At 63.3% G+C, this 25,575-nt stretch carries 21 protein-coding genes and 3 pseudogenes; 10 read left to right on the top strand and 14 right to left on the bottom strand.

Translation table 11 applies throughout. From position 1 onward, the window contains the following. Positions 1 to 3: 3 nt before the first annotated feature. The 4 genes from EDF58_RS17630 (at position 4) to EDF58_RS17615 (ending at position 3,199) form a co-directional block, all read left to right on the top strand. Positions 4 to 315, top strand: coding sequence for a DUF3088 family protein (locus tag EDF58_RS17630; protein ID WP_132267974.1), 312 nt, complete (start codon positions 4 to 6; stop codon positions 313 to 315). Continuing rightward, entirely contained in the window at positions 312 to 2,156 is a 1,845-nt protein-coding gene (locus EDF58_RS17625; RefSeq protein WP_132267972.1) for an acetyl/propionyl/methylcrotonyl-CoA carboxylase subunit alpha, read from the top strand. Before EDF58_RS17630 ends, EDF58_RS17625 begins: the two co-directional genes overlap by 4 nt. A gap of 107 nt (positions 2,157 to 2,263) precedes the next feature. Next, positions 2,264 to 2,683 (top strand): hypothetical protein, encoded by a 420-nt coding sequence (locus EDF58_RS17620; RefSeq protein ID WP_132267970.1) that lies wholly within the window; start codon positions 2,264 to 2,266, stop codon positions 2,681 to 2,683. A 63-nt stretch (positions 2,684 to 2,746) separates the two neighbouring features. Beyond that, the gene (locus EDF58_RS17615; RefSeq protein ID WP_132267969.1) at positions 2,747 to 3,199 is read left to right on the top strand and encodes a MaoC family dehydratase; all 453 of its coding nucleotides are present in this window, start codon (positions 2,747 to 2,749) and stop codon (positions 3,197 to 3,199) included. Between the two features lie 44 nt (positions 3,200 to 3,243). On the opposite strand, the gene EDF58_RS17610 is transcribed toward EDF58_RS17615, so the two are convergent. The 6 genes from EDF58_RS17610 to EDF58_RS17585 form a co-directional block, all read right to left on the bottom strand. Next, entirely contained in the window at positions 3,244 to 4,248 is a 1,005-nt protein-coding gene (locus EDF58_RS17610) for an LLM class flavin-dependent oxidoreductase (protein ID WP_132267967.1), read from the bottom strand. Between the two features lie 132 nt (positions 4,249 to 4,380). Then, positions 4,381 to 5,418: a DUF2889 domain-containing protein gene (locus EDF58_RS17605; protein WP_243654346.1), complete on the bottom strand. Its 1,038-nt coding sequence runs from the start codon at positions 5,416 to 5,418 to the stop codon at positions 4,381 to 4,383. A gap of 33 nt (positions 5,419 to 5,451) precedes the next feature. After that, positions 5,452 to 6,486, bottom strand: a complete 1,035-nt coding sequence (locus EDF58_RS17600) for an NADP-dependent oxidoreductase (RefSeq protein ID WP_132267965.1) — start codon at positions 6,484 to 6,486, stop codon at positions 5,452 to 5,454. Further along, on the bottom strand, positions 6,483 to 7,805 hold the full coding sequence (locus EDF58_RS17595) for a cytochrome P450 (protein WP_132267963.1): 1,323 nt from the start codon (positions 7,803 to 7,805) through the stop codon (positions 6,483 to 6,485). The genes EDF58_RS17600 and EDF58_RS17595 overlap by 4 nt, the downstream gene beginning before the upstream one ends. A 2-nt stretch (positions 7,806 to 7,807) precedes the next feature. After that, positions 7,808 to 8,608 (bottom strand): SDR family oxidoreductase, encoded by an 801-nt coding sequence (locus tag EDF58_RS17590; protein ID WP_132267962.1) that lies wholly within the window; start codon positions 8,606 to 8,608, stop codon positions 7,808 to 7,810. 13 nt (positions 8,609 to 8,621) lie between these two features. Further along, the gene (locus tag EDF58_RS17585; protein WP_243654345.1) at positions 8,622 to 10,046 is read right to left on the bottom strand and encodes an aldehyde dehydrogenase family protein; all 1,425 of its coding nucleotides are present in this window, start codon (positions 10,044 to 10,046) and stop codon (positions 8,622 to 8,624) included. 238 nt (positions 10,047 to 10,284) lie between these two features. On the opposite strand from EDF58_RS17585, the gene EDF58_RS17580 reads away from it, so the two are divergent. Further along, positions 10,285 to 11,736, top strand: a complete 1,452-nt coding sequence (locus EDF58_RS17580) for an NAD-dependent succinate-semialdehyde dehydrogenase (RefSeq protein ID WP_132268701.1) — start codon at positions 10,285 to 10,287, stop codon at positions 11,734 to 11,736. Between the two features lie 73 nt (positions 11,737 to 11,809). Here the strand turns inward: EDF58_RS17580 and cydX are convergent, their stop codons facing one another. Genes cydX through EDF58_RS17565 form a run of 3 tightly spaced genes read right to left on the bottom strand, consistent with a single transcriptional unit; the run spans position 11,810 to position 14,694 of the window. Continuing rightward, complete coding sequence (gene cydX, locus EDF58_RS17575) at positions 11,810 to 11,926, bottom strand: cytochrome bd-I oxidase subunit CydX (RefSeq protein ID WP_132267958.1); 117 nt, start codon at positions 11,924 to 11,926, stop codon at positions 11,810 to 11,812. Between the two features lie 10 nt (positions 11,927 to 11,936). Next, complete coding sequence (cydB, locus tag EDF58_RS17570) at positions 11,937 to 13,085, bottom strand: cytochrome d ubiquinol oxidase subunit II (RefSeq protein ID WP_132267957.1); 1,149 nt, start codon at positions 13,083 to 13,085, stop codon at positions 11,937 to 11,939. Positions 13,086 to 13,098: 13 nt separating this feature from the next. Next, positions 13,099 to 14,694: a cytochrome ubiquinol oxidase subunit I gene (locus EDF58_RS17565; protein ID WP_207913055.1), complete on the bottom strand. Its 1,596-nt coding sequence runs from the start codon at positions 14,692 to 14,694 to the stop codon at positions 13,099 to 13,101. Positions 14,695 to 14,826: 132 nt separating this feature from the next. On the opposite strand from EDF58_RS17565, the gene EDF58_RS17560 reads away from it, so the two are divergent. Continuing rightward, positions 14,827 to 16,437 (top strand): ATP-binding cassette domain-containing protein, encoded by a 1,611-nt coding sequence (locus EDF58_RS17560; RefSeq protein ID WP_243654344.1) that lies wholly within the window; start codon positions 14,827 to 14,829, stop codon positions 16,435 to 16,437. Next, the gene (locus tag EDF58_RS17555) at positions 16,434 to 18,044 is read left to right on the top strand and encodes an ATP-binding cassette domain-containing protein (RefSeq protein ID WP_243654343.1); all 1,611 of its coding nucleotides are present in this window, start codon (positions 16,434 to 16,436) and stop codon (positions 18,042 to 18,044) included. Before EDF58_RS17560 ends, EDF58_RS17555 begins: the two co-directional genes overlap by 4 nt. A 5-nt stretch (positions 18,045 to 18,049) precedes the next feature. Here EDF58_RS17555 and EDF58_RS17550 read toward each other — a convergent pair whose 3' ends face one another. Continuing rightward, complete coding sequence (locus EDF58_RS17550) at positions 18,050 to 18,469, bottom strand: metalloregulator ArsR/SmtB family transcription factor (RefSeq protein WP_165921475.1); 420 nt, start codon at positions 18,467 to 18,469, stop codon at positions 18,050 to 18,052. 1 nt (position 18,470) lies between these two features. Continuing rightward, positions 18,471 to 19,160, bottom strand: a complete 690-nt coding sequence (locus tag EDF58_RS17545) for a redoxin domain-containing protein (RefSeq protein WP_347812897.1) — start codon at positions 19,158 to 19,160, stop codon at positions 18,471 to 18,473. Between the two features lie 436 nt (positions 19,161 to 19,596). Between EDF58_RS17545 and EDF58_RS17540 the strand changes: the two genes are divergently transcribed. Further along, the gene (locus tag EDF58_RS17540) at positions 19,597 to 20,478 is read left to right on the top strand and encodes an FkbM family methyltransferase (protein WP_132267952.1); all 882 of its coding nucleotides are present in this window, start codon (positions 19,597 to 19,599) and stop codon (positions 20,476 to 20,478) included. 18 nt (positions 20,479 to 20,496) lie between these two features. On the opposite strand, the pseudogene EDF58_RS17535 reads toward EDF58_RS17540, so the two are convergent. Both EDF58_RS17535 and EDF58_RS17530 read right to left on the bottom strand, forming a co-directional pair. Then, positions 20,497 to 21,346, bottom strand: a pseudogene (locus tag EDF58_RS17535) (IS5 family transposase). Between the two features lie 249 nt (positions 21,347 to 21,595). Further along, a pseudogene (locus EDF58_RS17530) lies at positions 21,596 to 22,726 on the bottom strand (IS3 family transposase); the annotation flags it as partial. Between the two features lie 144 nt (positions 22,727 to 22,870). Between EDF58_RS17530 and EDF58_RS17525 the strand changes: the two are divergent. Then, positions 22,871 to 25,039, top strand: coding sequence for a glycosyltransferase family 1 protein (locus EDF58_RS17525; protein ID WP_132267950.1), 2,169 nt, complete (start codon positions 22,871 to 22,873; stop codon positions 25,037 to 25,039). 178 nt (positions 25,040 to 25,217) lie between these two features. Here the strand turns inward: EDF58_RS17525 and EDF58_RS17520 are convergent. Next, positions 25,218 to 25,421 (bottom strand): annotated as a pseudogene (locus EDF58_RS17520) (IS3 family transposase); the annotation flags it as partial. A gap of 62 nt (positions 25,422 to 25,483) precedes the next feature. Here EDF58_RS17520 and EDF58_RS17515 point away from each other — a divergent pair. Beyond that, positions 25,484 to 25,575: transposase (locus tag EDF58_RS17515; RefSeq protein ID WP_132267949.1), on the top strand; the 92-nt coding region annotated here is incomplete at its 3' end.

The following is a 25,575-nucleotide window of genomic DNA, read 5'->3' as shown; positions in this document are numbered from 1 at the left end:
GCGATGGGCAAGGATACTCTCTTCGTCCTCGACACCGACTACGCCGATCCGGCGTTCGGCGGCGAGCGGCGCTTCTACTGCAAGGATTGCGTGACGGTGGAAGGCCTGCTGGCGCTGTTCCCCGATCGCGCGGGCAATATCGAGGTCGTCCGCGTCGGCTGGCCGCGCCCGCGTGCGGCGGTGGTCGCGGCGCTGGGTGAGGAAAACCAGAACCTTCCAGCGCTGGCCTTTGCCGAGGGCGGCTTCGCCAACGATATCGAGGGCGTCCTTGCGGCGCTGCACACCCGTCACGGTTTCCCGGAGCGTCACCCATGATCCAGTCGCTGCTGATCGCCAATCGCGGCGAAATCGCCTGCCGCGTCATCCGCACCGCGCGGGAACTCGGCATCCGAACCGTCGCGGTCTATTCCGACGCCGATGCCGATGCGCTGCATGTGCGCGAGGCGGACGAGGCAGTGCATATCGGCCCCTCGGCCGTGCGCGAATCCTACCTTGTCGGTGAGAAGATCATCGCCGCCGCGAAGCAGACCGGGGCCGAGGCGATCCACCCCGGCTACGGCTTCCTCTCGGAGAACGCCGCGTTCGCACAGGCGGTGAAGGACGCGGGGCTGATCTGGGTCGGCCCGAACCCGTCCTCGATCACTGCGATGGGCCTCAAGGATGCAGCCAAGACGCTGATGGCCGCGGCCGGAGTGCCGGTGACGCCCGGCTACATGGGCGCCAACCAGGAGCCGGCTTTCCTGGCCGAAGAGGCCGCCAAGATCGGCTATCCGGTGCTCATCAAGGCCGTCGCCGGCGGCGGCGGCAAGGGCATGCGGCTGGTCGAGGCGCCAGCGGATTTCGTCGACGCCCTGGCATCGTGCAAGCGCGAGGCGGCGTCCTCGTTCGGCAACGACCATGTGCTGATCGAGAAGTACATCGCCAGCCCGCGCCATATCGAAGTACAAGTGTTCGGTGACAGCCACGGCAACGTCGTCCACTTGTTCGAGCGCGATTGCTCGCTCCAGCGCCGTCACCAGAAGGTGATCGAGGAAGCCCCCGCGCCGGGCATGGATTCGGCAACGCGCGAGGCGCTCTGCGCGGCGGCGGTGCGTGCGGCCAGGGCGGTCGACTATGTCGGCGCCGGCACCATCGAGTTCATTGCCGACGGTTCGGGCAAGCTTTCCGCCGATCGCATCTGGTTCATGGAAATGAACACGCGCCTGCAGGTCGAGCATCCGGTGACCGAGGAAATCACCGGTGTCGATCTGGTCGAATGGCAGCTTCGCGTTGCCAGCGGCGAAGCGCTGCCGATGTCGCAGGAAGATCTCACTATCGACGGCTGGGCGATGGAAGCGCGCCTCTATGCCGAAGACCCGGCGAAGGGCTTCCTCCCCAGCATCGGCAAGCTGGAACTGCTGGAATTCGGCGAGGCTGAAGGGGGCCGTATCGATACCGGCGTCTATCAGGGCGCCGAAGTCTCCCCGTTCTACGACCCGATGATCGCCAAGGTCATCGCCTGGGGCGAGGACCGCGAAGAGGCGCGCGAGCGACTGGGCGAAATGCTGGAAGACAGCGCCGTCTGGCCGGTGCGCACCAATGCCTCCTTCCTCGTGAAAGCGCTGCAGCATCCCGACTTCGCGGCGGGCAAGGTCGACACCGGCCTGATCGGCCGCGACGGCGAGGCCATGGCAGAGGCGCCCCGGCCTTCGGACGAAGTGCTGGAGGCGGCCGCCAATTCGCTGGTTCCGGTGCGCGCGCTTCCCGGCTTCCGCCTCAATGCCGCGCCTGCGCAGTCGGCATGGTTCTCGCTCGACGGCGAGAAAGTCGAGATCGCGCTGACCGGAGAAGGCAGCGAGGAGCCGGACGACGCCGTTCTGGTGACCGAGCAGGGGCAGGCCTGGCTGCTTACCCCCTGGCGGCGCGACGGCGTGCATGGCGGGGCCGATGGCTCCGGCGCGATCCTGGCGCCGATGCCGGGCAAGGTGATCGCAGTAGCCGTTGCCGAAGGGCAGGCCGTCACCAAGGGACAGAAGCTGCTGACCCTGGAAGCGATGAAGATGGAGCACACGCTCACCGCGCCGTTCGATGGCGTGGTGGCGGAGCTGAATGCCGTAACGGGCGCACAGATCCAGGTGGATGCGCTTCTCGCGCGGGTCGAACCGACGGAGGCTTGAGGCAGGTTACGGGCTGGGCCGAAGAATCCGCATTTTCAGTTCCTCCGGATCGGCCTAGCCCTCTTGCATCCGCACCTTCGCGCGGACTCGATACGAGGAGACTTCCCGTGAAATTTTCGTATCTTCCTGCCTGCTCATTTGCCTGTTTCGCAGCCGCGCTTGTTGGCACCTTTGCCTTTTCCCTCGCCCCTGCCGATGCCGCGCCGCCCTCGAACTGGCGGGTGCTGGCCTCGCAGACCGTGGCCACCGGCAGCAGCCGCACCACTATCCGCATTCCCGGCAGCAATCGCTATCGGCAGATCCAGCTCTGCACGCGCAATGCCCCGATCCGCCTGTCGAACTACACCTTCCGTTTCGACAACGGCCGCCAGCAGAGCGTGCGCGTGAATTCCCGCATCAACACCGGCGGCTGCAGCCGGGCCATCAACCTGACCAATCCCCCGCGCCGGATCGACCGCGTGGACCTGGCCTACCAACCGATCCCGCGCGGTACACGCGCTCCGCAAATCCGGGTGGTCGGACGCTGAACACTGTTTCCGGCCGGAGCGCTGCCGCGGTCCGGCCGGACATCATGAAAAGGAGAGAGGATCGTGCCGGGGCGCTTTTTCGACGAATGGACCGTGGGTGACCGGATCACTCACCAGCCGAGCCGTACGGTCACCGAGACCGACAACCTGATGTTCTCGGCCATGACGCACAATATGCAGCCGCTGCACCTCGATGCGGAATTCGCAAAGAAAAGCGAATTCGGCCAGATTCTCGTCAATTCGACTTTCACCTTCAGCCTGGCGGTAGGTCTGTCGATCGCGGATACCACCGTGGGCACGCTCGTCGCCAATCTCGGCTTCGACAAAGTGGTGACGCCCAAGCCGACCTTCATCGGCGATACGCTGACCTGCACGAGCGAAGTCATGGAGATGCGCGAAAGCAAGTCGCGGCCCACGCAGGGCATCGTCGTGTTCAAGCACGAGCTGACCAACCAGCGCGGCGAAGTGGCGCTGTCCTGCCTGCGTTCGGTGCTGTTGAAAAAGAAGGACGCCTGAAAGCCCGCTGAAAACTCGCGGTAGACGAATTTTGCAGAGGCGGCTCAGGCCGCCACCGCTTCCTTCAGACGCGGCATCGTCCGCTCCAGCAACCTGAGGCTCTTCCAGCCTTCTTCCGGCGACAATCCGCCGAGCAGAGGCTGGAAGCCGACTTGCCCGCCCGGCCCCAGCGCCCGCACTCTTTCCACCAGCTGGTCCGGCGTCCAGGCCGCGAACATGCCGGCATGGCGCAGCGCGGCAGGATCGGTCAGGCCCTTGAAAGGCGAGTTAGAGCCATCGCCCTCCTGCTCGGCCCATTTGGCATATTCGGTGATGACGTGGACGGCGTGAGGCGCGATGGCTTCCCAGCCCGCCTCCGGATCCTCGCATAGATGCACGGCCAGCGGCATGCCCGGAACCGGGCGGAAATAGGTCCGGGGCGCATGGCCGAGCCGCTCGCATTCGGACAGGTAGAGATCGATCAGCTCCGGCTTCATCGGCCCGAAGCCCACGCCGAATTTGGCCGCGCGCCGCGCCGAGGCAGGTACGCCGCCGCCGACCATGACGATGTCCTCGGCTGCCTGGACCGGCAGCGGGCGCACGAAGATCGGGCGGCCGTCGAACTCGAACTTCTCACCCTTCAGCGCGCGCAGGATGATCTCCAGCCCCTCGTCCATCAGCCGCGCACGGTCCTTGAGCGATTTGCGGAACATGGCGAATTCGAACGGGACGTAGCCGGCGCCGAAAATGACGTTGAGCCGCCCGTTGGACATCTGGTCCACGATGGCGATCTGCTCGGCCAGTTCCACCGGATCGTGCAGCGGCAGCACCACCGCGCCCAGCATGAACCGGATCCGGCTGGTGACCGCGGCCATACCCCCGGCCAGGGTGAAAGGCTGCGGCAGATAGCCGTCGTCCGACCCGTGGTGCTGCATCAGCCCGATCTGGTCGGCGCCGATACCGTCCACGAAAGCCGCCATCTCGATCGCTGCCCGGTAGAGCTGCGGCGTCGGCGTCGCCCAATCCGGCGAGCGCATGTCGAACGAGACATTGATGCGGATATTGTTCACGGCCTCACTCCCCTGCGGCAAACCTGCCCGGGTGGTGCGCCAATCGGTTGTCCGCCGCAAATCCGCCGCGGGAGATACCGCCGGGGCGGTCTGCCTGCGAACCGGCCGCTGCGCCCGGTCACCTTGTCCCACTCACGCCGGCTGACGCAATTGCTCGACCAGCCGCGGCACATCGGCCAGCGCGCGCAGCGCATCGTTGAGATGGGTGCAGCCTTCCGGCCCGCGCAGCATCTCCAGCACGTCCTCCCGCACCTGGCCCAGATTGCGACCGACCAGCCGCGTCACATTGTGCACGGCCCCCGGACACTCGCGAAACGGCAGGATGTGCGCCTTCGGTTCGAGGGCGATCACTTCGAGCGTGCCAGCGTCCACCGTCGCGCCCAGGCTATATTCGTGAATGGCGACACGTCCGCCCTCGCGCAGCCTGGCGCTGTCCTGGAACGCGGAATCGATATGGATGGTCCCGCGATCGGCGCCGTACGTCACGTCGATCCGGCGAGCACGGCGGAAGCCCGGGCCATCGTGATCGAGGAACGCGTGCCAGCCCGCCGGGTCCGCCGGATTGCGCAAGTGGCCTGCATCGGCATCGGCGACGTTCTCCAGCGCGGCGCCGCCGGTAACGCCGCTGTTGCCGTCCTGCAGGCCCCAGCAGACGTTGGCGCGCTGGGCCAGCACCGAGCCGTCCTCGTTCCCGCCGCTCAGCCGTTTGCGCAGCACCTCCATGCGCTCTGGAAACCACTGCCCCCACGCAAAAGCGGAGACCAGCGCGGTGCCGGACAAGTCGTCGAGCACGAGATAGAGCGGGTCCGCGCGCGCGATCAGTTCGGGCACGACCTCGCGCAGCAGCATGCGCAAGTGGCCGCCCGCGCGGGCGCCGACAAGCCGGCCGATTTCCGCGGGGGCGGGATCGGCGGCGATCCGGGTGATCGTCTTGTCCTCGCTCATCCGCAGGGTGAATTCGCCCTCGGCAAGCGTGCGGCCCTGTCCGTCCGCGCCGGTGAGGAAATCGCGCGCGCGGCCAACGAAGAGGCGCTCGCCATCGACACCCTCGGGCCAGGCCACGTCGATACTGGACGTGCGGCGCAGCGAATTCGCCGGGCGCTGCGGCGCCGGGTTCGCCGTTTTGCGCGGCGGCGGCGGGTAGGACGCGGAAGGGGTATGCATGGTCATGGCGGCATCCTGCGATTTTATCGTTATCGCGAGTCAGCCTGACACCTTCACCAGCAACTTGCCTAGATGGCTGTTGCCAGAAAACACCCCGGCGAAGGCTTCGGGTGCGGCTTCCAATCCCTCGACCACCGATTCAGGGCAGCGGATCCGCCCCTCGGCGATCCAGCCGGCGATGTCGTCGAGCGCCTGCTGGCCGCCGACAAGGAAGCCGCCGAAGCCTTTGATTTCCAGCCCCTTGGACATGATCGCGCGGAAGAAACCGGGCAGCTTGTCGGGGCCCGGACCCTCCATGCCCATGCCGTAATAGGCAATGAATCCGCAGACCGGCATGCGCGCGCCGCGCTTCAGGTGCGGCAGGACGGCGAGCATCACCTCGCCGCCGACATTGTCGATGAAGACGTCCGCACCCTCGGGCAGCGCCTTGGCGAGTTGTTCGGCGAAGTCGGGGGCCTTGTAGTCGGCAGCGGCATCGAAGCCGAGACCGAGCAGGCCCCGGCACTTGTCCGGACCACCGGCGATGCCGACGACGCGCGCACCGCGAATCCGGGCGATCTGCCCGGCAAGGCTGCCCACGGCGCCTGCCGCGGCCGAGATCACCACCGTCTCGCCCGCCGCCACGCGGCCGATGCCGATCACGCAGGCGTGCGCGGTCTGCCCCGGCATGCCCAACGCGCCCAGCGCAGTGGAAACCGGTGCCAGCGCGGGGTCGAGCTTTCTCGGCGGCCCGCGCCAGTCGGCCTTGTCCGGCGCGACCACGGCATATTCGCGCCAGCCGGTGCGGTCCTCCACCACGTCGCCCACCGCGTAACCGGGGTGGTTGGAGGCGACCACCGCGCTGACGGTCGGCCCGTACATGACCTCGCCCGGATGGACCTGGGTGACACCGGAGAGCCGCTTCTCGTCGATGGCGAAGCGGATCAGCGGGTCCAGCCCGAGCCACAGCGTTCGCAGCAGCACCTCGCCCTCGCCCGGCTGCGGGATCGGCGCATCTTCCACGCGGAAGTCCGAGGGCTTCGGATTGCCGCTGGCGTAGCTGGCCAGCACGACCTGCTTCATCGTGTCGCTCACCGCAGTTTCACCGTCACCGCCGACATGCCGCGATGGTCGAGGCCCCGATATTCCGGCTTCGGCTTGCCCGGATCGAGCGTCATGTTCGGGAAGCGGTCGAGCAAGCCATTGATCGCCACCACCATCTCCTGCCGGGCGACATCCATGCCAAGGCACCGATGCGGTCCGAAGCCGAAGCCCATGTGATGCTCCTTGCGGCGGAAGATGTCGTATTCCTCCGGCTTGTCGAACACGTCTGGATCGTGGTTGGCGGCGCCGAGGCACAAGTGGATGCGGGTTCCGGCGGGGACTTTCACGCCCTCCATCTCGGTGTCCTCCATGCAGAGGCGCATGAACACCGGGTCGGTCGCGCGCCAGCGCAGACCCTCTTCCACGGCGAGGTCGATCACGCTGCGGTCGGCGCGACAGGCTTCCCAGAAGTGGCGGTGGTTCATCAGCGCGTCGATGGTGATGCCCAGCTGCCGCCATGTGGTGCCGCCGCCCGCGAAGATCGCAAGCTTGCAGTAGCCGAACAGCTCGTCCTCGGTCAGCGGCCGCTTGGAGCCGTCCTCGTGGGTGATCTCGCAGCCGATCAGCCCGGCGATCAGGTTGTCGCCCGGCTCGCGCTGGTTCTCCGCGATCAAGCGGCGCAGCGTGCCGTCCACCCAGGCGCGCGCCTCGGCGGCTTCCTCCGGTCTCAAGTATCGGGCGCCGAAGGTTGCGCGGTTGAGCTGGTAGCGGAACTCGATCACGTCCTCGCCCTCCAGCCCGATGGCGCGGGTGACGGTGGCCATCGGCAGGCGGGCGCAAAGTTCGGTATTGAGATCGGCGGTCTCACGGTCGAGCAGCTGATCTAGCAGAACGTCCACCGTCTCCTCGATCCAGCGCTTGTTCCACCAGTCCAGCACCTTGGGCCGCTTGAACAGCGGCTGCGCGGCGGAGCGGAGGCGCTTATGCGGCTTGCCGACCATCGAGAGGATCGTGGTGCCCAGCGTCCGCACACCCGCGCTCTCGTTATAGCCTTCCGAGGAATAGAGCTGGTTCTCGCGAAAGCCGATCTCGCAGGCGCGGTAGGAGAAGAACGTCATGTTCTCTCGCGGCGCGCCCAGCATCGGGACCATCTCGGGCACGCCCAGCAGTTCGCGCAAGGTGCCTTTGTGGACCGCGCCCGCATCGCGCAAGGCATTCATGTCCTCGGTATAATCGCGGCTGGGATCGACGCCGGAATTGGCGTCCACTTTGTCGACATCGAACATCTCGGCATAGCGCGGATTGTCCGAGAGCAGCGATGCCAGCGCGTTCGAGCGCGAATCGCTTCCGGAATAGGGACAAGTCGCCATGGTCAGCCTCCTACCTTTCGTCCGGCCGAAAGCCCCCCGTCCACGGGAAGGTTCACGCCGGTCACGTTGCTTGCGAGATCGGAACAGAGGAACAGCGCCGCCGAAGCGGTGTCGCGCGGATCGATCGCCCGGCCGAGCGGGTGGACGCGGCCCATGCCTTCGAGGATGCGGCCCCGGTGTTCGCTGTCGGGGTCCATCCCGGCATAATGGGTGAGCATGCCCGCCGGGCAGACCGCGTTCACGCGGATGCCCTTGTCTGCCACCTCGATGGCGAGTGCGCGGGTAAGTTGGACCACCGCGCCCTTGGTGGCGCCGTAGAACACGCCGCCATAGCCGATCAGCCCGGCAACCGAGGCGGTGGAGACGATGGCGCCGCCGCCGCCTTGCTTCTCGAACTGCCGGATCGCCGACTGGCAGCCGTGGACGACGCCCATCACGTTGACGTCGGCCACGCGGCGCATGTCCTCCCCATCGCATTCGGTGAGGGTGCGCAAGCCCTTGCCGGGGATCGGGCTGATGGTCACGCCGGCGTTGTTGTAGATGCAGTCGAGCCGGCCGTAGGCTTCGACGCCCGCCGCCACGGCAGCATCGACGGAGGCCGGATCGGCAACGTCGCACGCGGCGGCGATGGCCTCACCGTTCTGGGCGCGGACCAACTCCGCCGTTTCCGCCGCATTGTCACCATTCACATCCGCCGCGATCACTTTCGCGCCGTGTTCGGCAAAGAGCAGGCAGGCCGCGCGGCCGACTCCCGATCCGGCCCCAGTTATCAATGCGACTTTGCCTTCGAGCAGTCCTTTCATCCCGGTCCTCCCCCTACCCGCCGATATTGAGCGTGGTCATGATCTGGAATTCGCGCAGGCCTTCGACGCCGCGCTCGCGGCCGAGGCCGCTCATCTTGATGCCGCCGCCGCTGGCGTGGCTGGAGGCCAGCGCGCCGTTGACGTTCACCGCGCCGCTGCGGATTTTCAGGCCCACTTCCAGCGCCTTGACCTTGTCCTTGCCGTGCACCCAGCCGGAGAGGCCGAAGCGGCTGTCATTGGCCATGTCCACCGCGTGATCGAGATCGCGGTAGCCGATTACCGAAACGACCGGGCCGAAGATCTCCTCCTGCGCGGCAGGGTTCGCATTGTCGGGCAGGTCGAGCACGGTGGGTTCGAAGAAGTAGCCCTTGTCGAGGCTGTCGGGCCGCTTGCCCCCGCAGACGACGCGGCCGCCTGCTTCCACGGCGGCGGCAACGAAATGCTCGCAACGCGCGCGCTGGGCGGCGCTGACCACGGGACCAAGCTGCGTTGCCGGATCGCGCGCGAGGCCGATCTTCACGCCGGCCAGCAGCTTCGCCATCGCCTCCAGCACCTCGGCCTTGCTTTCCTGCGGCACGAAGACGCGGGTGCCGAGCACGCAGCCCTGCCCCGCGTGCGACGTGCAGACCGACAGCGCCGCCATGGCCGCGCGCTCCACCGAGTCCGGCAGATAGATCTGCGCCGACTTGCCGCCGAGTTCGAGCACCAGCCGTTTGAGCGTGGGCGCGGCCTGCTTCGCAACTTCCACGCCCACGGAGGAGGATCCGGTGAAGCTCACCATGTCCACACGGCGGTCGCTGGTCAGCGCCTGCGCGCCCTCGACGCCCGCCTCGATCACGAGGTTGAACACGCCCTTGGGCAGCCCTGCTTCCTCGGCCGCTTCGGCGAAGACCAGCGAAGACAGCGGCGTCAGCGGATTGGGCCGCAGGATCACCGTATTGCCCGCCATCAGCGCCGGCACGACTTTCCAGAGCGCGGTGTAGAAAGGCACGTTGTAGGCGGAGATCGCCGTCACCACCCCGATCGGCGACCAGCGCTTGACGCTCTGCACTGCGAAATGAGCGTTGACCCTTTCGTGCAGAGGCAGCGCGTTGTCCTCAATTTCCGGGAGGCGCAGGAACATCTCGACGATCTCGCGCGCCATGCGCAGCGGCGAGGCGACTTGCGCGCCCATGACCGTGGAGGAAACCGGACAGCCTGCCTCGCGCACGGCCAGGTCCTTCAGCCGGTCCGCACGGGCAGCCATGGCATCGGCGAAGCGCAGCATCGCCGCGCCGCGCTCGTGCATGGAAAGGCCGGGCCACATACCGGTGTCGAAAGACCGCCGCGCCGCCGCAATCGCCGCCTCCACTTGCGCGCCCGACAGCCCGGAAAGCTGCGCCACCACGCTCTCGTCCGAGGGATCGAGCACCGTGAATGAAGCGCCCGCCCCGGCCACGAAAGCGCCATCGACATAGCCAGCCTGATCCAGCGACTCTCTCCCGATTAATTCGTTATTGTGAACTTATGTTCGCAAATGAGACTATCGAAGCAATCTGCTCCCGTCAATCGCAGGCGCGGTGCCCGCTCTCCGATCACCTGTCACAGTTGCCTCTCCTTCGGGCTGACCCTATTTCATGCCCGCAAAGCGAGGCGATGCGCACGGCATGGCCGCAACGAGCGAGGATCAGCACGAAATGGCTTTCACCGACTTCCTCCGGCAGCAGTGTTACATCGATGGCAAATGGTGCGACGCCGACAGCGGCGCCACGCTGGACGTGACCGACCCAGGCACCGGCGAAACCCTGGGCACCGTGCCGAAGATGGGCGCCGACGAGACTTCGCGCGCCATCGATGCTGCCGACAAGGCCCTCCCCGCCTGGCGCGCCAAGACGGCGGGCGAGCGCGCGAAGCTGATGCGCAAGCTGTTCGAACTGATGCTTCAGCACCAGGACGACCTGGGCGAGCTGCTCACCCGTGAACAGGGCAAGCCGCTGGCCGAGGGGCGCGGCGAGATCGCCTATGGCGCCAGCTTCATCGAGTGGTTCGCCGAAGAGGGCAAGCGCGCCTATGGCGACGTGATCCCCGGCCATGCACCGGATCGCCGCATCGTCTGCATCAAGCAGGGCGTGGGCGTGGTTGCGGCGATCACGCCCTGGAACTTCCCCAATGCGATGATCACCCGCAAGCTCGGCCCGGCGCTGGCAGCCGGCTGCACCGTGGTCATCAAGCCGGCCTCGGCCACCCCGTTCTCGGCGCTGGCCATCGCGCAGCTTTGCGAGATGGCGGGCATTCCGGCGGGGGTGGTCAATGTCGTCACCGGCAGCGCCGGGCAGATCGGCGGCACGCTGACCGCCAGCCCCAAGGTCGCCAAGCTGACCTTCACCGGCTCCACCGAGATCGGCCGCGACCTGCTGCGCGAATGTGCCGAGACGATCAAGAAAACCTCGATGGAACTGGGCGGCAATGCGCCGTTCCTGGTGTTCGACGATGCCGATGTCGATGCCGCGATCGACGGCGCGATGATCTCCAAGTTCCGCAACGGCGGGCAAACCTGCGTCTGCACCAACAGGTTCTACGTGCAGGACGGCGTCTATGACGAATTCGTCGAGAAGCTGGCCAAGCGCGTCTCGGGGATGAAAGTGGGCTACGGCATGGATGCCGGCACCGAAGTCGGCCCGCTGATAGACGAGAAGGCGGTCGAGAAGGTCGAGGAACACCTCAAGGATGCGGTGGACGGCGGCGCGAAAGTCCTCGCCGGCGGGCAGCGCAACGAACGCGGCGGTTCGTTCTTCAACCCCACCGTCGTCGCCGGGGTGAAGCCCGGCATGAAACTGGCGAAGGAGGAGACCTTCGGGCCGCTGGCCGGCGTGATCCGCTTCACCGACGAGGCCGAGGCGATCCGCATGGCCAACGACACCGAGTTCGGCCTCGCCAGCTATTTCTACGCATCGGACATCAGCCGCGTCTGGCGCGTGGCCGAGGCGCTGGAGGCCGGCATGGTGGGCATCAACACCGGGCTGATCTCCACCGAAGTGGCGCCGTTCGGCGGTGTGAAGCAGTCCGGCCTGGGCCGCGAAGGCTCGCACTACGGCCTCGATGACTACATGGAGGTGAAGTACCTCTGCATGGGCATCAAGCCGGCCTGAGACGCAGACTGAAACAACGAAAAGGGCAGGAGGCCATCGGCCCCCTGCCCTTTTTCATGCTCGGTCCGTTCGGTCAGTCGAGCACCGTCTTCTCATCCGACGGGTCTGTGTGGAACTCATGCCACACGCCGTTGATGATGCCGAAGCCGACAGCCAGGCCGACGCCGAGGACCCAGGAAAAATACCACATCGTCGTTTCCTCAGTAGAAATCGGGGTTGAGGTTCACTTCCCGCTCGGTGATCCGGCCGAACATGACCTTGTAGGCCCAGGCGGTGTAGGCAAGGACGATCGGCAGCAGCACCGCGGTCACCAGCAGCATGATGAAGAGCGTGGTGTGGCTGGACGAGGCGTTCCAGGCCAGCAGGCTGGAGCGGGCATCGATCGAGCTGGGCAGGATGAAGGGGAACATCGACAGGCCTACCGAGGCGATGATGCCCAGGTTCGCCATCGAGGATCCCGCGAAAACCACCGCGTCCTTGCGCCCGCGAATGCCCACGAGCGCCACCAGCGGACCGGCCAGGCCAAGCAGCGGGGCCAGGATCATCCAGGGATGCGCGCCGTAGTTGGCCAGCCAGGCACCGGCGGCATGGACCGTCTCGGTCATGCGCGGGTTGGAAGGACCGCCCGCCTCGGCCACGCCGGCCACCCGGTAGCCGATATCTCCCATCGCCAGCCAGACGCCGCCGAGGGCATAGAGCACGAAAGCCGCCAGTGCCGCCACTTGCCCATAGCGCTGGGCGCGGTCGCGAACCGGGCCGTCTTCCAGCTTGAGCGTCAGCCAGCCCGCACCGTGCAGGACCAGCATCGCCACGGAGACGAGGCCCGCCAGGAGCGCGAAGGGGCTGAACAGGCCGAGCAGCGAACCTTCGTAGAAACTGCGCAAGTCGCTATCGAGCCGGAAGGGAACGCCCTGGAGGACATTGCCCACCGCCACGCCGAAGACCAGCGCCGGCACGAAGCCGCCGACGAAGAGCGCCCAGTCCCAGCGCGCGCGCCAGGCGGGATCGGGGCGCTTGGACCGGTACTTGAAGCCGACCGGGCGCAGGATGAAGGCGCAGAGCACCAGGAACATCGCGAGGTAGAAGCCCGAGAAGCTCACGGCGTAGACGAAAGGCCAGGCCGCGAAGATCGCGCCGCCGCCCAGGATGAACCACACCTGGTTGCCTTCCCAGGTCGGGCCGATGGCGTTGATGACCATGCGGCGCTCGGCGTCGGTGCGACCGACGAAGGGCAGGAGGGCGGCCGAGCCGAGGTCGAAACCGTCGGTCAGGGCGAAGCCGATGAGCAGGACGCCCATGAGCGCCCACCAGATCAGCCGCATCGTTTCGTAGTCGAAGGGAATGGACATTGTTGCCTCCGTCTTACTCGGCCGGGATGGCGGTGAAAGTGCTGGACGAAGATTGCCGGCTTGCGTGTTCGAGCGCAGGCCCGCCTTCGTAGGGCTCGTAACGGTCGGGGCCGTGGCGGATCGCCGAGAACATGAGCTTCACTTCGATCACCGCCATGATGCTGTAGAGCGCGGTGAAGCCGAAGATCGTCGCCCAGATCTGGGTGGTCGTCAGGCTGGATGCGCCCAGGAACGTGGGCAGAACCCCTTCCACCGCCCAGGGCTGGCGGCCGAACTCCGCCACGGCCCAACCCACTTCGATAGCGATCCACGGCGCGGGCATGGCGATCACGGCCAGGCGCAGGAACCACTTGCGGTCGAACCGGCGGCGGACCGAAAAGGCGAAGGCGGTGGCGAAGAACACGATCAGGAAGAAGCCCAGCCCCGCCATGATGCGGAACATGAAGAACAGCGCCGGTACGTTGGGCACGGTGCTCCAGGCGGCCTTGTCGATGGTCGCATCGTCCGCCAGGCGCGGATCGGCCACGAAGCGCTTGAGCAGCAGGGCATAGCCGAGGTCGTTCTTGTTCCGCTCCCAGGCTTCGCGCGCGACCAGGTCCCGCGGGTTCACCTTGAGCTTTTCCACCGCGTCATAGGCCAGGATGCCGGTGCGGATGCGATGGTCCGCCCGTTCCACCAGCGGGATGATGCCGGTGACTTCGCCCGAAAGGCTGCGCGTCGCGATCAGGCCCAGAACGTAGGGGATCTTGATCTCGTAAGCGGTCTCGTGCGCCGAATTGGAAGGGATGCCGAACAGGGCCAGCCCGGCGGGCGCCTTGTCGGTTTCCCACATGGCTTCCATCGCCGCCAGCTTCATTTGCTGGTTGTCGGTAAGCGCGTAACCGCTCTCGTCACCCAGCACGACGACCGAGAGCGAGGACGCCAGGCCGAAGGCCGCCGCCACCGTGAAGCTGCGCTTGGCCAGTTCGATATGGCGACCGCGCAACAGGTAGTAGCAGGACACGCCCAGCACGAAGACGCTGGCGCAGACATAGCCGGCGCTGACGGTGTGGACGAACTTCGCCTGCGCCACCGGGTTGAAGATCACGTCCTTGAAGTTCGAGACTTCCATGCGCATCGTCTCGGGATTGAATACCGCGCCCGTGGGGTGCTGCATCCAGCCGTTGGCGATGAGAATCCACAGCGCCGAAAGGTTCGAGCCGACCGCGACCATGATCGTCGTCAGCAAGTGGCCGCGCTTGGACAGCCGGTCCCAGCCGAAGAACATCAGGCCCACGAACGTCGCTTCGAGGAAGAAGGCCATCAGGCCCTCGATCGCCAGCGGGGCGCCGAAAATGTCCCCCACGTAGTGCGAGTAATAGGCCCAGTTGGTGCCGAACTCGAACTCCATGGTGAGGCCGGTGGCCACGCCCAGCACGAAGTTGATGCCGAACAGCTTGCCCCAGAACCGCGTGACGTCCCGCCAGATGGGACGGTCGGTTATGACATATACACTTTCGGTAATTACTAGAATGAAAGAAAGCCCCAACGTCAGGGGCACGAAGAGAAAATGGTACAGCGCCGTCAAGGCGAACTGCAGCCGCGATAGTTCCACCACTGCCATGTCGATCATGTCGAATCCCGCTGTTTTTAGCGGCTTGAGGCGGAGAGAAAGCAATTGCCTCAAGCTGGTTGGTTTCGTAGGGTCGCGTTAGGCTTGCATCTGAAAGCTGTCAAACTTTACTTACATGGTTTACTTAATTTGATCTATGTCAAATTTGCCCGGGCCTTGATACCCGGAGCCTGGCTTGTCGATATTGCGGGCGCCGTGCTCTTTGCGTGGGGCGTAGCGAGCGGTGTGGGCGCGGTTGCCAGCCATGCGGCGCTCGCGCTGCCTGCGGCATGGATCCTGTGCGGGGTGATGTTGCGCGCGGTGGCGACCTGCACGGTCGACCGGATCGCAGTGGCGTCGGCACAGGCCGCAAGCCGCACAAGGCGGGCCGACCTGTGGCACAGACTTCTGGGCGGACGACTGGCGAGACTGATCTCCTCAGGCGAAAGCGCAAACCTTGCCCTCGATCATAGCACCGCGATCGAGAATCGGGACCAGCGGTTTTCCCCTATAAGGATCAACGCCGTAGTCGGCCCCCTCGTGGTCGCCTTGGTCGTCGCCCCCGCAAGCTGGGTGGCGGCGGCAATCATGCTGGGCACCCTGGTACCCTTCACGCTCGGCATGATCCTGGCAGGCACCGCATCGCGCCGCGCCGCGGAGCGCCAGCTCGCGGCGCTGGGAGCGCTCTCGGGCCTTTTCGTGGACCGCGTGACTCACCTGCCGCTGATCCGCCATTTCGGCGCGGAAACCCGGATCGGCCGGCAAGTCCGCGCCGCCACCGGCGAAGTGGCCCACCGCACGGTCGCGGTCCTGCGCACGGCCTTCCTTTCGAACGCTGTGCTGGAGTTCTTCTCGGCCCTGTCGATCGCGCTGGTCGCGGTCTATTGCGGCTTCTCGCTGCTCGGCCTCCTGCCCTTCCCGGCGCCCGAGAAGCTGACGCTGGTCCCCGCCTTCTTCGTTCTTGCGATGGCCCCGGAATTCTACCTGCCGATGCGCCGCCTGGCCGCGGCCTATCACGAGAAGCAGCTGGGCGAAGCGGCAGAGCAGGCCCTTGCCCCCTTCGCAGCGGAGCCTGAAACCTATGGCCAAGATGGCGACCCCGATGGCGCCGCCGGTGGCAGCGCCGTCAGCGACAACGCCGGCCCTGCGCCATTCGACGGCCTCCATGTCGAGCGCCTCGTGCTCGCCTTCCCCGGCCTCGCCGTGGGCCCGCTCGATTTCGATCTCGAATCCAGCGACCTGGCCGCCCTGTCCGGCCCCACCGGCATCGGCAAGACGAGCACCCTGGCCGCCATTGCCGGACAGCTTGCCCCCTCTTCCGGCAGCATCTCCAGCCGCGCGGGCACACCGCTCGCCGGAGACGCCGCCGCCTGGGCGGCGCAGCGCCCACTGTTGATGACGGGCACCCTCGGCCACAATCTGGCGCTCGCCGCACCCCAGGCCACCGAAGCCGAGATTCTCGCCGTCGCGCAGCGAGTCGGCCTCGGCCCCGTGCTCGCGCGGCGCGGCGGGCTCGCCATGCCCATCGACCATGCGGGTTCCGGCCTTTCCGGCGGCGAACGTCGGCGCATCAGCCTGGCCCGCGCGATTCTCTCCGCGCGCCCGCTCATCCTCTGCGACGAGCCCACCGCGGACCTCGACGAAGACTCCGCCACCGGCATCATCGCCCTGCTGCGCGAACTCGCGTCCGAGCGCTGCATCCTCGTCGCCACCCACGACCCTGCGCTGATTCGCGCCGCCCGCCAGGAGATCGCGCTGTGATTCCGACCCACGCCGCCACGCTCCCCACCACCGCCCGGCCCGCGCTTCTCGCCACGGCCGGCCTCGCCCGCCGCCGCCTGGCCTACGCCAGCCTCTGCGCTGGCCTTGCCGCCATCGCCGCAATCGGGCTGCTGGCGCTCTCCGGCTGGTTCCTCACGGCTGCCGCGCTGGCAGGCTCGGCCGGTGTCGCCACCGCCATGGGCTTCAACTACCTGATCCCGAGCGCGGCCATCCGCCTGCTCGCCATCGTCCGCACCTTGTCCCGCTATGGCGAACGCCTGCTTTCCCACAAAGTCGCGCTGGAAGGCATGGCGGACTTGCGCGGCTCGCTGTTCGACAAGCTGGCGGCGCAGGACAGCCGCACCGCACCCGATACCTCGCCCGGAGAGGCCAGCAACCGGCTGATCGACGATGTCGAGGCGCTGGAAGACCTCGTCATCCGCCAACCCGCACGCCACGCCGCGGCGGTCTCGGCATTGGTGAGCCTGGTGCTCGTCGCTTTCGGCGGATGGCGCGCGCTGCTCTTCCTGGCCGCGATGATGGCCGGCCTGCCCTTCCTGTTCCGCCGCATTTCCGAGCGCCTTACCCGCACGCCGGCCGAAGCCGCCGCCGCCGCGCTGGGGGATTTGCGCAAGGGCTATGTCGAACTGGCCAGCGCGCGCGCGGAAATCGCCGCCTACAGCCTGGCCGACCAAGCCATCGCCCAACTGGAGCCGTCCGCCAGCGCCTTCGACAAGGCCCGCGCCGACCTGTTCCGTGCCGAGGCGCTGCAAGGCGCCCTGCTCTCCATCTACGGCGGCCTTTGTGTCGCCGGAGTCCTGCTGCTCGCCCGCGAATCGGCGCCGATGGTCGCCCTGGCCATGCTGGCGACGGCATCGGCGGTCGAAGCCATGGGCGGCCTTTCGCGCAGCTTGCTGCGCCGCGCCGCGCTGGAGGCCGGGCTGCGCCGCATCGCCTCGCTCAATGCCCTGGACGCCGCTCTTCAGGAGCCCGTCTCCGCCGCAGCCGCGCCCCTGGCATTCGGCACTCACCACGTCCCGACCGGCGCCCGTCTTGCGATCACGGGCCCCTCGGGCTCGGGCAAGACCCGCGTGCTGCTGGCCCTTGCCGGCATGCAGCAACCTGTCGCGGATCTGAGCATGGACGCGACGCCGCTCGCCTCGCTTCCGGCATGGCGCCTGAACAGCCAGTTCGCGCTGTCTCCCCAGGACGCGCCCATGCTGATCGGCACCGTCGCGGACAACTTGCGGCTTGCCCGATCCGGCGTGACCGAGGCGCAAATGTGGGAGGCCCTGAAGGTCGCCCAGCTCGACCAGCGAATCGCGCGCAGCGAAGCGGGGCTCGACACGCCCGTCTCCGAGGGCGGCGGCGTGCTGTCGGGCGGCGAACGCAAGCGCCTCTCGCTGGCCCGTGCTTTGCTGGCCGAGCGACCCTGGCTGCTCCTGGATGAGCCGAGCGAAGGTCTGGACGCAGCCACCGAAGCGGCCCTGGTGGAAAGCTTGCGCCGCTGGCTGGATCGCACCGGCACCGGCCTGGTGCTGGTCTCTCACCGCAAGGCGCCGCTGACGCTATGCGGCGAAACGATCGACGTGACCGACCTGGCCTGATCCGCTCAGCGAAACACGCGTGCGAACCGGGCCGCGCCGCCCGGCGGCGTCGGGCCGGCGCCCCTCGTGCCGCCTGCTGCGCCCAGCGCGGCTGCTGCCGTGGAGGCGTGCCGAGACGCGGCCTCCCCCGCACCCGTACCGCTCAAGGCCGCGAGCGCCTCGGCCACTTCGGCCATCCGCTCGCCATCGACCTGATAGAAAACCTGCTTCCCGCTCCGCTCCGAACGCACCAGCTCCGCCTTGCGGAGGATCGAGAGCTGCTGCGACAGACCCGGCTGGCCGATGCCGGTCGCCTCCTCGATCTCGCCGACTGCCAATGGCCCGGCCCTCACGGCATGGAGGATCTGCAGCCGCACCGGATGGGCAAGCGCACGCAGCAATTCCGCGGTCCCATCGAGTTCGGCGGCGATATCCGGGTCCATCATCTCAGGCTCCGTCGCCCAGCGGCGCATGGAACCATCCAGCCGCATCTTCCGACCCCAGCGCCGCCTCGGCCGTTTCGCCCGGCAGCCGCAGCAGCGGCGCGCCCGGCTGCCAGTCCGCCGGCGCCAGTCCGGCCTGCGCCCGCACCGCCTGAAGCGCTTTCAGCACCCTCAACATCTCGGGGATCGAGCGCCCGACCGTGAGCGGATAAGCGCTGGTCGCCTGGATCACGCCCTCGGGATCGATGAAATAGGTCATCCGCACCGTGCCGCTATCCCGCGCATCGCTGCCGACCATGCCATAGCCCCGCGCGATCTCCATCGTCGGGTCCTCGATGATGGGAAAGGAAACGGTCACCCCGGTCGCATCGCGAATCAGCCTTATCCACGCGAGATGCGAATAGAGACTGTCCACCGAGAGCCCGACCAGCCGGCACCCCAACCCCGCAAACTCATCCGCCGCCCGCGCCAGAGCAATGACCTCGCTCGTGCAGACCGGCGTGAAATCCGCCGGATGGGAAAACAGGACCAACCAGCCCCCCCGATAGTCGTCGAGATCGAAAGACCCCAAAGTACTCCGCGCCAGAAACCGCGGCGCCTGATCGCCAATCTGGAGCGGCAGGATAGCGCTCTCGCGCCTGATGTCGTCCAATTGGCCTGTCATGGGGCCATCAGTTACAGATTTGCCCGCCACGGTAAAGTTATCACCTGTGGGGCATCAACCGATGCCACGGTTAAATCGCACGCTCACACGCGCTAAGAAGCGTTATCACGCGACCGAACGCCACCGCCAACGGACAACAGATATCGATATTTCAGAATAGAAAATGGAAGTAAGAAATTTTCAAAAATATGACACCACAATATTTCATCAAACTATACCACAAGTAGAAAAGAAAATTATCTCGCGTTAAAAATCGATCAATTGCTCAAAGGAATTTTATTTATATATGATTTATTATCGCAATAATCTTATTCATTTATCTAAATGAAAAAATTCTGCCATAGCAAAAAATTTTTAATTTTTCATAATTTTTTTGTGGCTGATTTATATATTTATCTACACAATCATTGACGAAACGTTGATCTCCCGCCAATCCTCAAATACCGGCACTTAAGGAGAGGTAACGGTGGACAGTCCTTTTTGGCATTATCAAGCTCGGTTTGATGTTCCAGGTATAATCCGACGGTATGCGGCAGGCCCGCAAGAAGCCAAGGAGAACTATGCACTAAATTACTTTGGCGTAGTGATCGATCCAAAATTCTTCCCAGAGCAGCTTCAAAAATTAGCCGGTACAGTAGAAGTTGATGTTATTCCAGCTAATTGGCATGCCGATATGGCTGAGTTTGGCGCGGCGTTACGCGCAATCGACTTATCGGGAGATACCTTCACTGTAGTAGAGCTGGGGTGCCACTGGGGATGTTGGATTAATATTACCGGTGTTGCGGCACGTCGTTCTGGAAAAAAAGTTAGGGCAATCGGAATCGAGGGGGAGCCAAATCACGCAGCCTTTGCGCTCGAATCCACCGCCACAAATGGCTTCAAACTGGATGAAGTGCGGATTCACCACGGCGTCGTAGCTCCTCAATCAGGAACTGCTTTCTTCCCACCAGAAGGAAGCGGGCTAGATCCGATTATCAATGGGACGGCGGAAGAACAAATACAAGCAGCCAACAGCGGCCTTTATCATGAAATACCCGCCGTTGGCTTTTCAGATCTTATAGAGGGGATTAACCGGGTCGACTTACTGCACATCGATATTCAGGGAGGTGAAGCAAATCTTGTATCGAGTTCATTAGATTTTCTAAATGAACATGTCGCATATATGATGATAGGGACTCATTCTCGGGTAATCGAGGGCCGGCTATGTCAAGAATTGCTCGACGCAGGGTGGCAGCTTGAAGTTGAGCGTCCAGCTATTATGGACGTAACAGATGCGCCAGTTACGCGCGTTGACGGCGTTCAGGGTTGGCGTAACCCGCGCCTAACCTCGCAAACAATTCGAAGCTGATCCGGGTAGACCCTTGGTTTATCGAATGAACCAAGGGTCTCTTCGGAGAATCAGGGGGTGAGCGTTGTGGCCTAGAAGAATGCCGCCTATGGCGATGAGGATCATAGCCTGCGAGACGTCGATGCGCTTCCCGTAATCACGGTCAAATCGGCGCCATCGGATCATCTAGCCAAAGGTCCGCTCGACGACCTATCTTCGGGACAGAACCTTGAAGCTCTACTACTGATCGCTCCGTCGGATGACCTCAACGAATCCAGATAACTGGCCCTGTCCATGGGCTCTGGGCGGTCGCCGCCGCCATCCGCGAAGCGATGTTTGATTCAAGGCCAACGTTTGCGGCATCCATCGTGAATAGTCTGGGCGCCCGCGCTGTCCGAAATGTTCGCCGTGGTCAGATTGGCCATCAGGAGCCGTTCATCGATATCGACGGCTATGTGTCGTTTGCGCCCGACAGCCTTCCAGCCTCCGTCGAACCCACGCTTGTCTGGCGATGGTGCCTTTGACCGACTGGCCGTCGATCATTGCTGTGCTCGGACCGAGCCTCCCACCCTTGACGCACGCGATCGAGCATCATTTCGATGTCGTGGATTGTCTGGAACAAAAACCTGCGAGCCAATTCCCGGAGCCAGCCATAAATTGACTGCTATACTTCGAAATGAATCGGCAGCATCCGCCAGCCACAGCCCGAAAGAACAAGGCAGCGCACAGCGTTTATCACCTCTCGGAAATCCACCTCGCGTGGACGGCCCAGGCGCGCCGACCTCGGCACCAAGGACGCGCCCCATTCCTCATCGGTGAGATCACTAGGATGGAGATTCGTCTTCTCGGCAACCTTGGCCATTCGTCCTCGGCCCCGCCGGGTCCACATGCAGGGGCTGAATCAGACGCAGTGTCTCTCGACAGCTCCGGCACCGGTTTTCCAAATAGCCTCTACGTTCAAATCGCAAACCTCGGGTAATAAATAACGTTTTAACCGTTGCCGCTTGCCCCTGTAAGCGCTTTTGATTTTCGTTTTTATGCCCCTGCTCTTACTCAATTTGTGGCCTTGGGAACATGCCCGCAAAATTTGCTTTTGAGTAGCCCCTAGTTTTCTAGACGCCTTCTGCTTCAAAATCTGCTGTCGTTCAAACTGTGCGGGTGACAACATCCCGTTCCTGATCTGCTTGCGCACCGGGTTGTAGAACATCTCGATGTAATCGAACACGTCCTGCCGGGCTTCATCGCGTTTTTTTGGATCCGGCGCCGAATGCACTGACGTTTGAGCGAGGAAAAGAAGCTCTCGGCCACCGCGTTGTCATGGCAGTTGCCACGCCGGCTCATCGAGTGCTCAAGATTGTGAGCTCGGATGAAGGCCGCCCAATCCATGCTTGTGAATTGCGAGCCCTGATCCGACTGTATCAGCACCCGCTGCTTCGGTTTGCGCCGCCATACTGCCATGTACAGCGCCTGCAGCACCGCAACGGTGGTTTGCCTGCTCTGCATCGACCAACCCACCACACGACGGGAATAGAGGTCGATTACGACAGCCAGATAGGCAAGGCCCTCCAGGGTGCGGATGTAGGTGATGTCCGTCACCCAGGCCCGGCCTGGGGCAGCAACATCGAACTGGCGATCCAGAGTGTTATCGACCGCCAGGGACGGCTTGCCGCCATAGCTCCCCAGCCAGCGCTTGTAGCCGATCTGCGCCTTGATACCTGCCAGCCTTCATACCTGCCAGTCTGGTCAACCGGGCAACGCGGTTCGGGCAGCAGGTCTCGCCCTGATCCAGCAGGTCATCGTGTAGCTTTCGGTAGCCATAGACCTTGCCGCTGTCTTTCCATGCTTGCCGAAGCAACTCAGTCTGCCGAGCATCCTCCCGGGACCGCGGGCTCAGTGGGCTCCTCTGCCATGCATAGTAGCCACTGGGCTGGATGCGCAGACACCGACACATCGACCGAACCCGGAACTGGTCACGATGCTCGGCGACAAATGCGCATCTCACTTTGCATCCCTGGCGAAATACGCGGTGGCTTTATTTTAAAATGTCGCGCTCCTCGGTCACCCTTGCCAGCTCGCGCTTTAACTGGCGGATCTCGGCATCCTTGTTGGCATCGCCTGACACCACCTTCGTCAGTTGCCGCTTCCAAACGTACAACGAGTGCTGACTGACGCCGAGCCGCTGCGAAACCTCTGCCACCGGATACCTGCGCTCCGTGATCTGCGCCACCGCATCACGCTTGAAATCATCGCTGAAATTAGGCTTTCTCATCGTCGCCTCCTGTCCTCAAAATTAGGATGGAAGGCGTCCAGAAATCTAGAGGCTACTCAGTTTCGACGCCCACGGGCTGCAGGTTGGCAATCCGCGCCGCAAAATCGTTGCAAGTGAACGGCCGGGGGCATTAGGAGCGGGAGTATGAGATCAATTAATGGCTTTTGGAAAAATTTATTTGCGCAGTTGCCGCTCAGCCCCCGTTCGAACGGCGTGCCCATTCGCCGGCTCACAGCCGCCCATGTCCGTGCCGGCAATATTGCTCGCGGCAATCAAGATTGGCACAGCGCAGCTAATGCTTACCGCGAAGCGCTAGCCCGTGAGCCGTCGCTGCAGCACATTTGGATCCAACTCGGCCACATGGAAAAAGAAGCGGGCGAAATTGATCGTGCGACATCTGCTTATCAAGAAGCTGCTCGCCTATCAGATGACGCGGAACCGTTTCTGCAGCTGGGACACATGGCGAAAACATGGAGTGATTCGACGACAGCTGCAGAGCATTTCGTGGCAGCACTGCAACGTGCCCCAGAAAATATACAGGCAATTTCCGAGCTCGTACGCCTATTACCTGACCGTGATAAAGCGAAATCTGGACTTTGGAACAAAGCCATTACAGTACTTGGCTTCGATTCAGCCGAATCTTCTTCACAAGGATCAAGATTTTTAAAATCCGGAGCGATAGTTTTTGATGTCACTGACCTGATATCATTTTTTGGGCAACGTCGGTTACCCACCGGAATTCAACGCGTTCAAATCGAAATTGCTCTAGCGTGCCTTGAACAGAGCGATAGATCTCTAACGACTTTCTGCGTTTATGCTAGCGGACGGCGCGGTTGGATCAAACTCTCACACGACGGCTTTGAGAAGCTTTGCCGACTCTCTAAGATAAGCGATGATAACAAGGAATCGAGCTGGATAAGCCAATTGAAAGAGACTTATCGAGAAATTGCTCTTTCTAAAAACGTTGATTTTCGCCGTAACACTTTACTTATAAACCTAGGAACTTCGTGGTCAGATCGAAATTTTCTACTGGATGTACGCACGATTCGCATACAGAAGGGCGTGATTTACGTGCCTCTAGTATTCGACCTTATTCCAACGATTTCACCGCAATGGTTCATCCAATCGCTGGTGCATGATTATTGCGCCTGGTTTGGTTCGTTACTCCATTCCGCTGATGGATGCTTAGCAATTTCGGAGGCGACCCGTAACGACCTCCTGCTGAAATCAACTGAATGGAATGCGCCCATGCAAATGCTGTCTGTTCCAGTTGTGCGACTCAATGGAGATTTCCGCCAACCCTCGGCGGGCAAAGATTGTTTGAGCAACTACAGCCTTTCTCCTGAACGCTATGTTCTGTTTGTATCAACACTTGAACCTCGGAAGAACCATCGAGGCGCCTTTAACGCTTGGCTGATGCTCGCAGAAAAACTCGGCGAAGCGGCTATGCCGCGCCTTGTTTGTGTCGGCGGCCGCGGTTGGCTTAATGAAGAACTGCATCAAATGTTGCGTAAGCACCCATCCCTGCGGCGTATGGTCGTTATACTACACGGCATCCCTGATGATGTACTAGCCGCGTTATACGAGTACTGCTTATTCGTTATTTATCCAAGCTTTTATGAAGGTTGGGGACTTCCTGTTTCTGAGGCGCTTTCTTATGGAAAAGTTCCTGCGGTATCTACAGTTTCATCACTTCCGGAAGCCGGAGGCCCTTACGCCTGCTATTTCGATCCAACTAATGCAACGGACATAGCTTCAACGGTCCTTGCGCTCCTAGACAGCGACACCCGCCTCGACATTGAATCGAAGATCCGCGACTCTTACCTGCCGCGATCTTGGCAACAGATCGCGGCGGACGCGATTGCCAAGGCAAGGAACGTCGGGTCTCGTGAAAAAGACACGCTTGTCCGCCTTGCTGGCTCAGCCACATGGAGCTTTGCTCTCCCACAGCAAACAGACAGCTTCGATCGTAAGACACCTCCAAAAAATGCTGAAGCACTTCGCCATGGTTTTGCTTGGATGCTGCCGGGTCTCAAGGGATGCCGAATCGACGGTGATGATGCCACTATCCGATTTTATTGGTCAGGGCTTCCCAACCGCAAGTTAGAAATTCATTTCCTTGCCACTCACGGTGATGGCATAGTAAGTATTACCGGTTACGAAATTTGCAGAGAGCTTAAAATCGCCTCTGACTATCCAAACTCCCTAACGCTACCACTGCCCAATATTCCTGGTCCTTTTGAAATTAAACTTCTGCCCATTTCTGGCGTTATCATTGTAGACAAGATCGTAGTCGCAGACGAAAGTCTTTGATCTCCGGTGGAATCAACAAGTGGTCGCAACCCAAGCTTTCAAGCGCTTGGCGGGCGTTTGCATTCGAGCGTTTTCCTTGGTCGTTCGTTGAGCTGCGGGGCAACGGCCCTCTGAACTGATGCGATGAACGCTTTTGAGTAGCCCCTAGTTTTCTAGACGCCTTCTGCTTCAAAATCTGCTGTCGTTCGAACTGTGCGGGTGACAACGTCCCGTTCCTGATCTGCTTGCGCACCGGGTTTTAGAACATCTCGATGTAATCGAACACGTCCTGCCGGGCTTCATCGCATGTTTTGTAGGTCCGGCGCCGAATGCACTGACGTTTGAGCGAGGAAAAGAAACTCTCGGCCACCGCGTTGTCATGGCAGTTGCCACGCCGGTTGACCTGCCCCCCCGAAAGGTCCCTCATTCTGATGTAGAGTCTGTCCACGATGAAGGAGCACACGCATGAGGAAAAGCCGTTTCACCGAGGCGCAGATCATCGGGATGATCAAGGAACAGGAGGCTGGACTTCCGACGGCGGAGGTTTGCCGCAAGCA

The sequence above is a fragment of the Novosphingobium sp. PhB57 genome (assembly GCF_004342985.1).
Taxonomy (GTDB): domain Bacteria; phylum Pseudomonadota; class Alphaproteobacteria; order Sphingomonadales; family Sphingomonadaceae; genus Novosphingobium.
The sequence above is the reverse complement of the archived record's forward strand: the minus strand, read 5'-3'. Positions and strand labels throughout refer to the sequence as shown.

Coding starts and splice junctions, on each gene's coding strand:
- EDF58_RS17630 (WP_132267974.1), top strand. CDS start 4: ATGGGCAAGGATACTCTCTTCGTCCTCGACACCGACTACGCCGATCCG.
- EDF58_RS17625 (WP_132267972.1), top strand. CDS start 312: ATGATCCAGTCGCTGCTGATCGCCAATCGCGGCGAAATCGCCTGCCGC.
- EDF58_RS17605 (WP_243654346.1), bottom strand. CDS start 5,418: ATGACCATGCATACCCCTTCCGCGTCCTACCCGCCGCCGCCGCGCAAA.
- EDF58_RS17595 (WP_132267963.1), bottom strand. CDS start 7,805: ATGGCGACTTGTCCCTATTCCGGAAGCGATTCGCGCTCGAACGCGCTG.
- EDF58_RS17590 (WP_132267962.1), bottom strand. CDS start 8,608: ATGAAAGGACTGCTCGAAGGCAAAGTCGCATTGATAACTGGGGCCGGA.
- EDF58_RS17580 (WP_132268701.1), top strand. CDS start 10,285: ATGGCTTTCACCGACTTCCTCCGGCAGCAGTGTTACATCGATGGCAAA.
- cydX (WP_132267958.1), bottom strand. CDS start 11,926: ATGTGGTATTTTTCCTGGGTCCTCGGCGTCGGCCTGGCTGTCGGCTTC.
- cydB (WP_132267957.1), bottom strand. CDS start 13,085: ATGTCCATTCCCTTCGACTACGAAACGATGCGGCTGATCTGGTGGGCG.
- EDF58_RS17550 (WP_165921475.1), bottom strand. CDS start 18,469: ATGATGGACCCGGATATCGCCGCCGAACTCGATGGGACCGCGGAATTG.
- EDF58_RS17525 (WP_132267950.1), top strand. CDS start 22,871: ATGAGATCAATTAATGGCTTTTGGAAAAATTTATTTGCGCAGTTGCCG.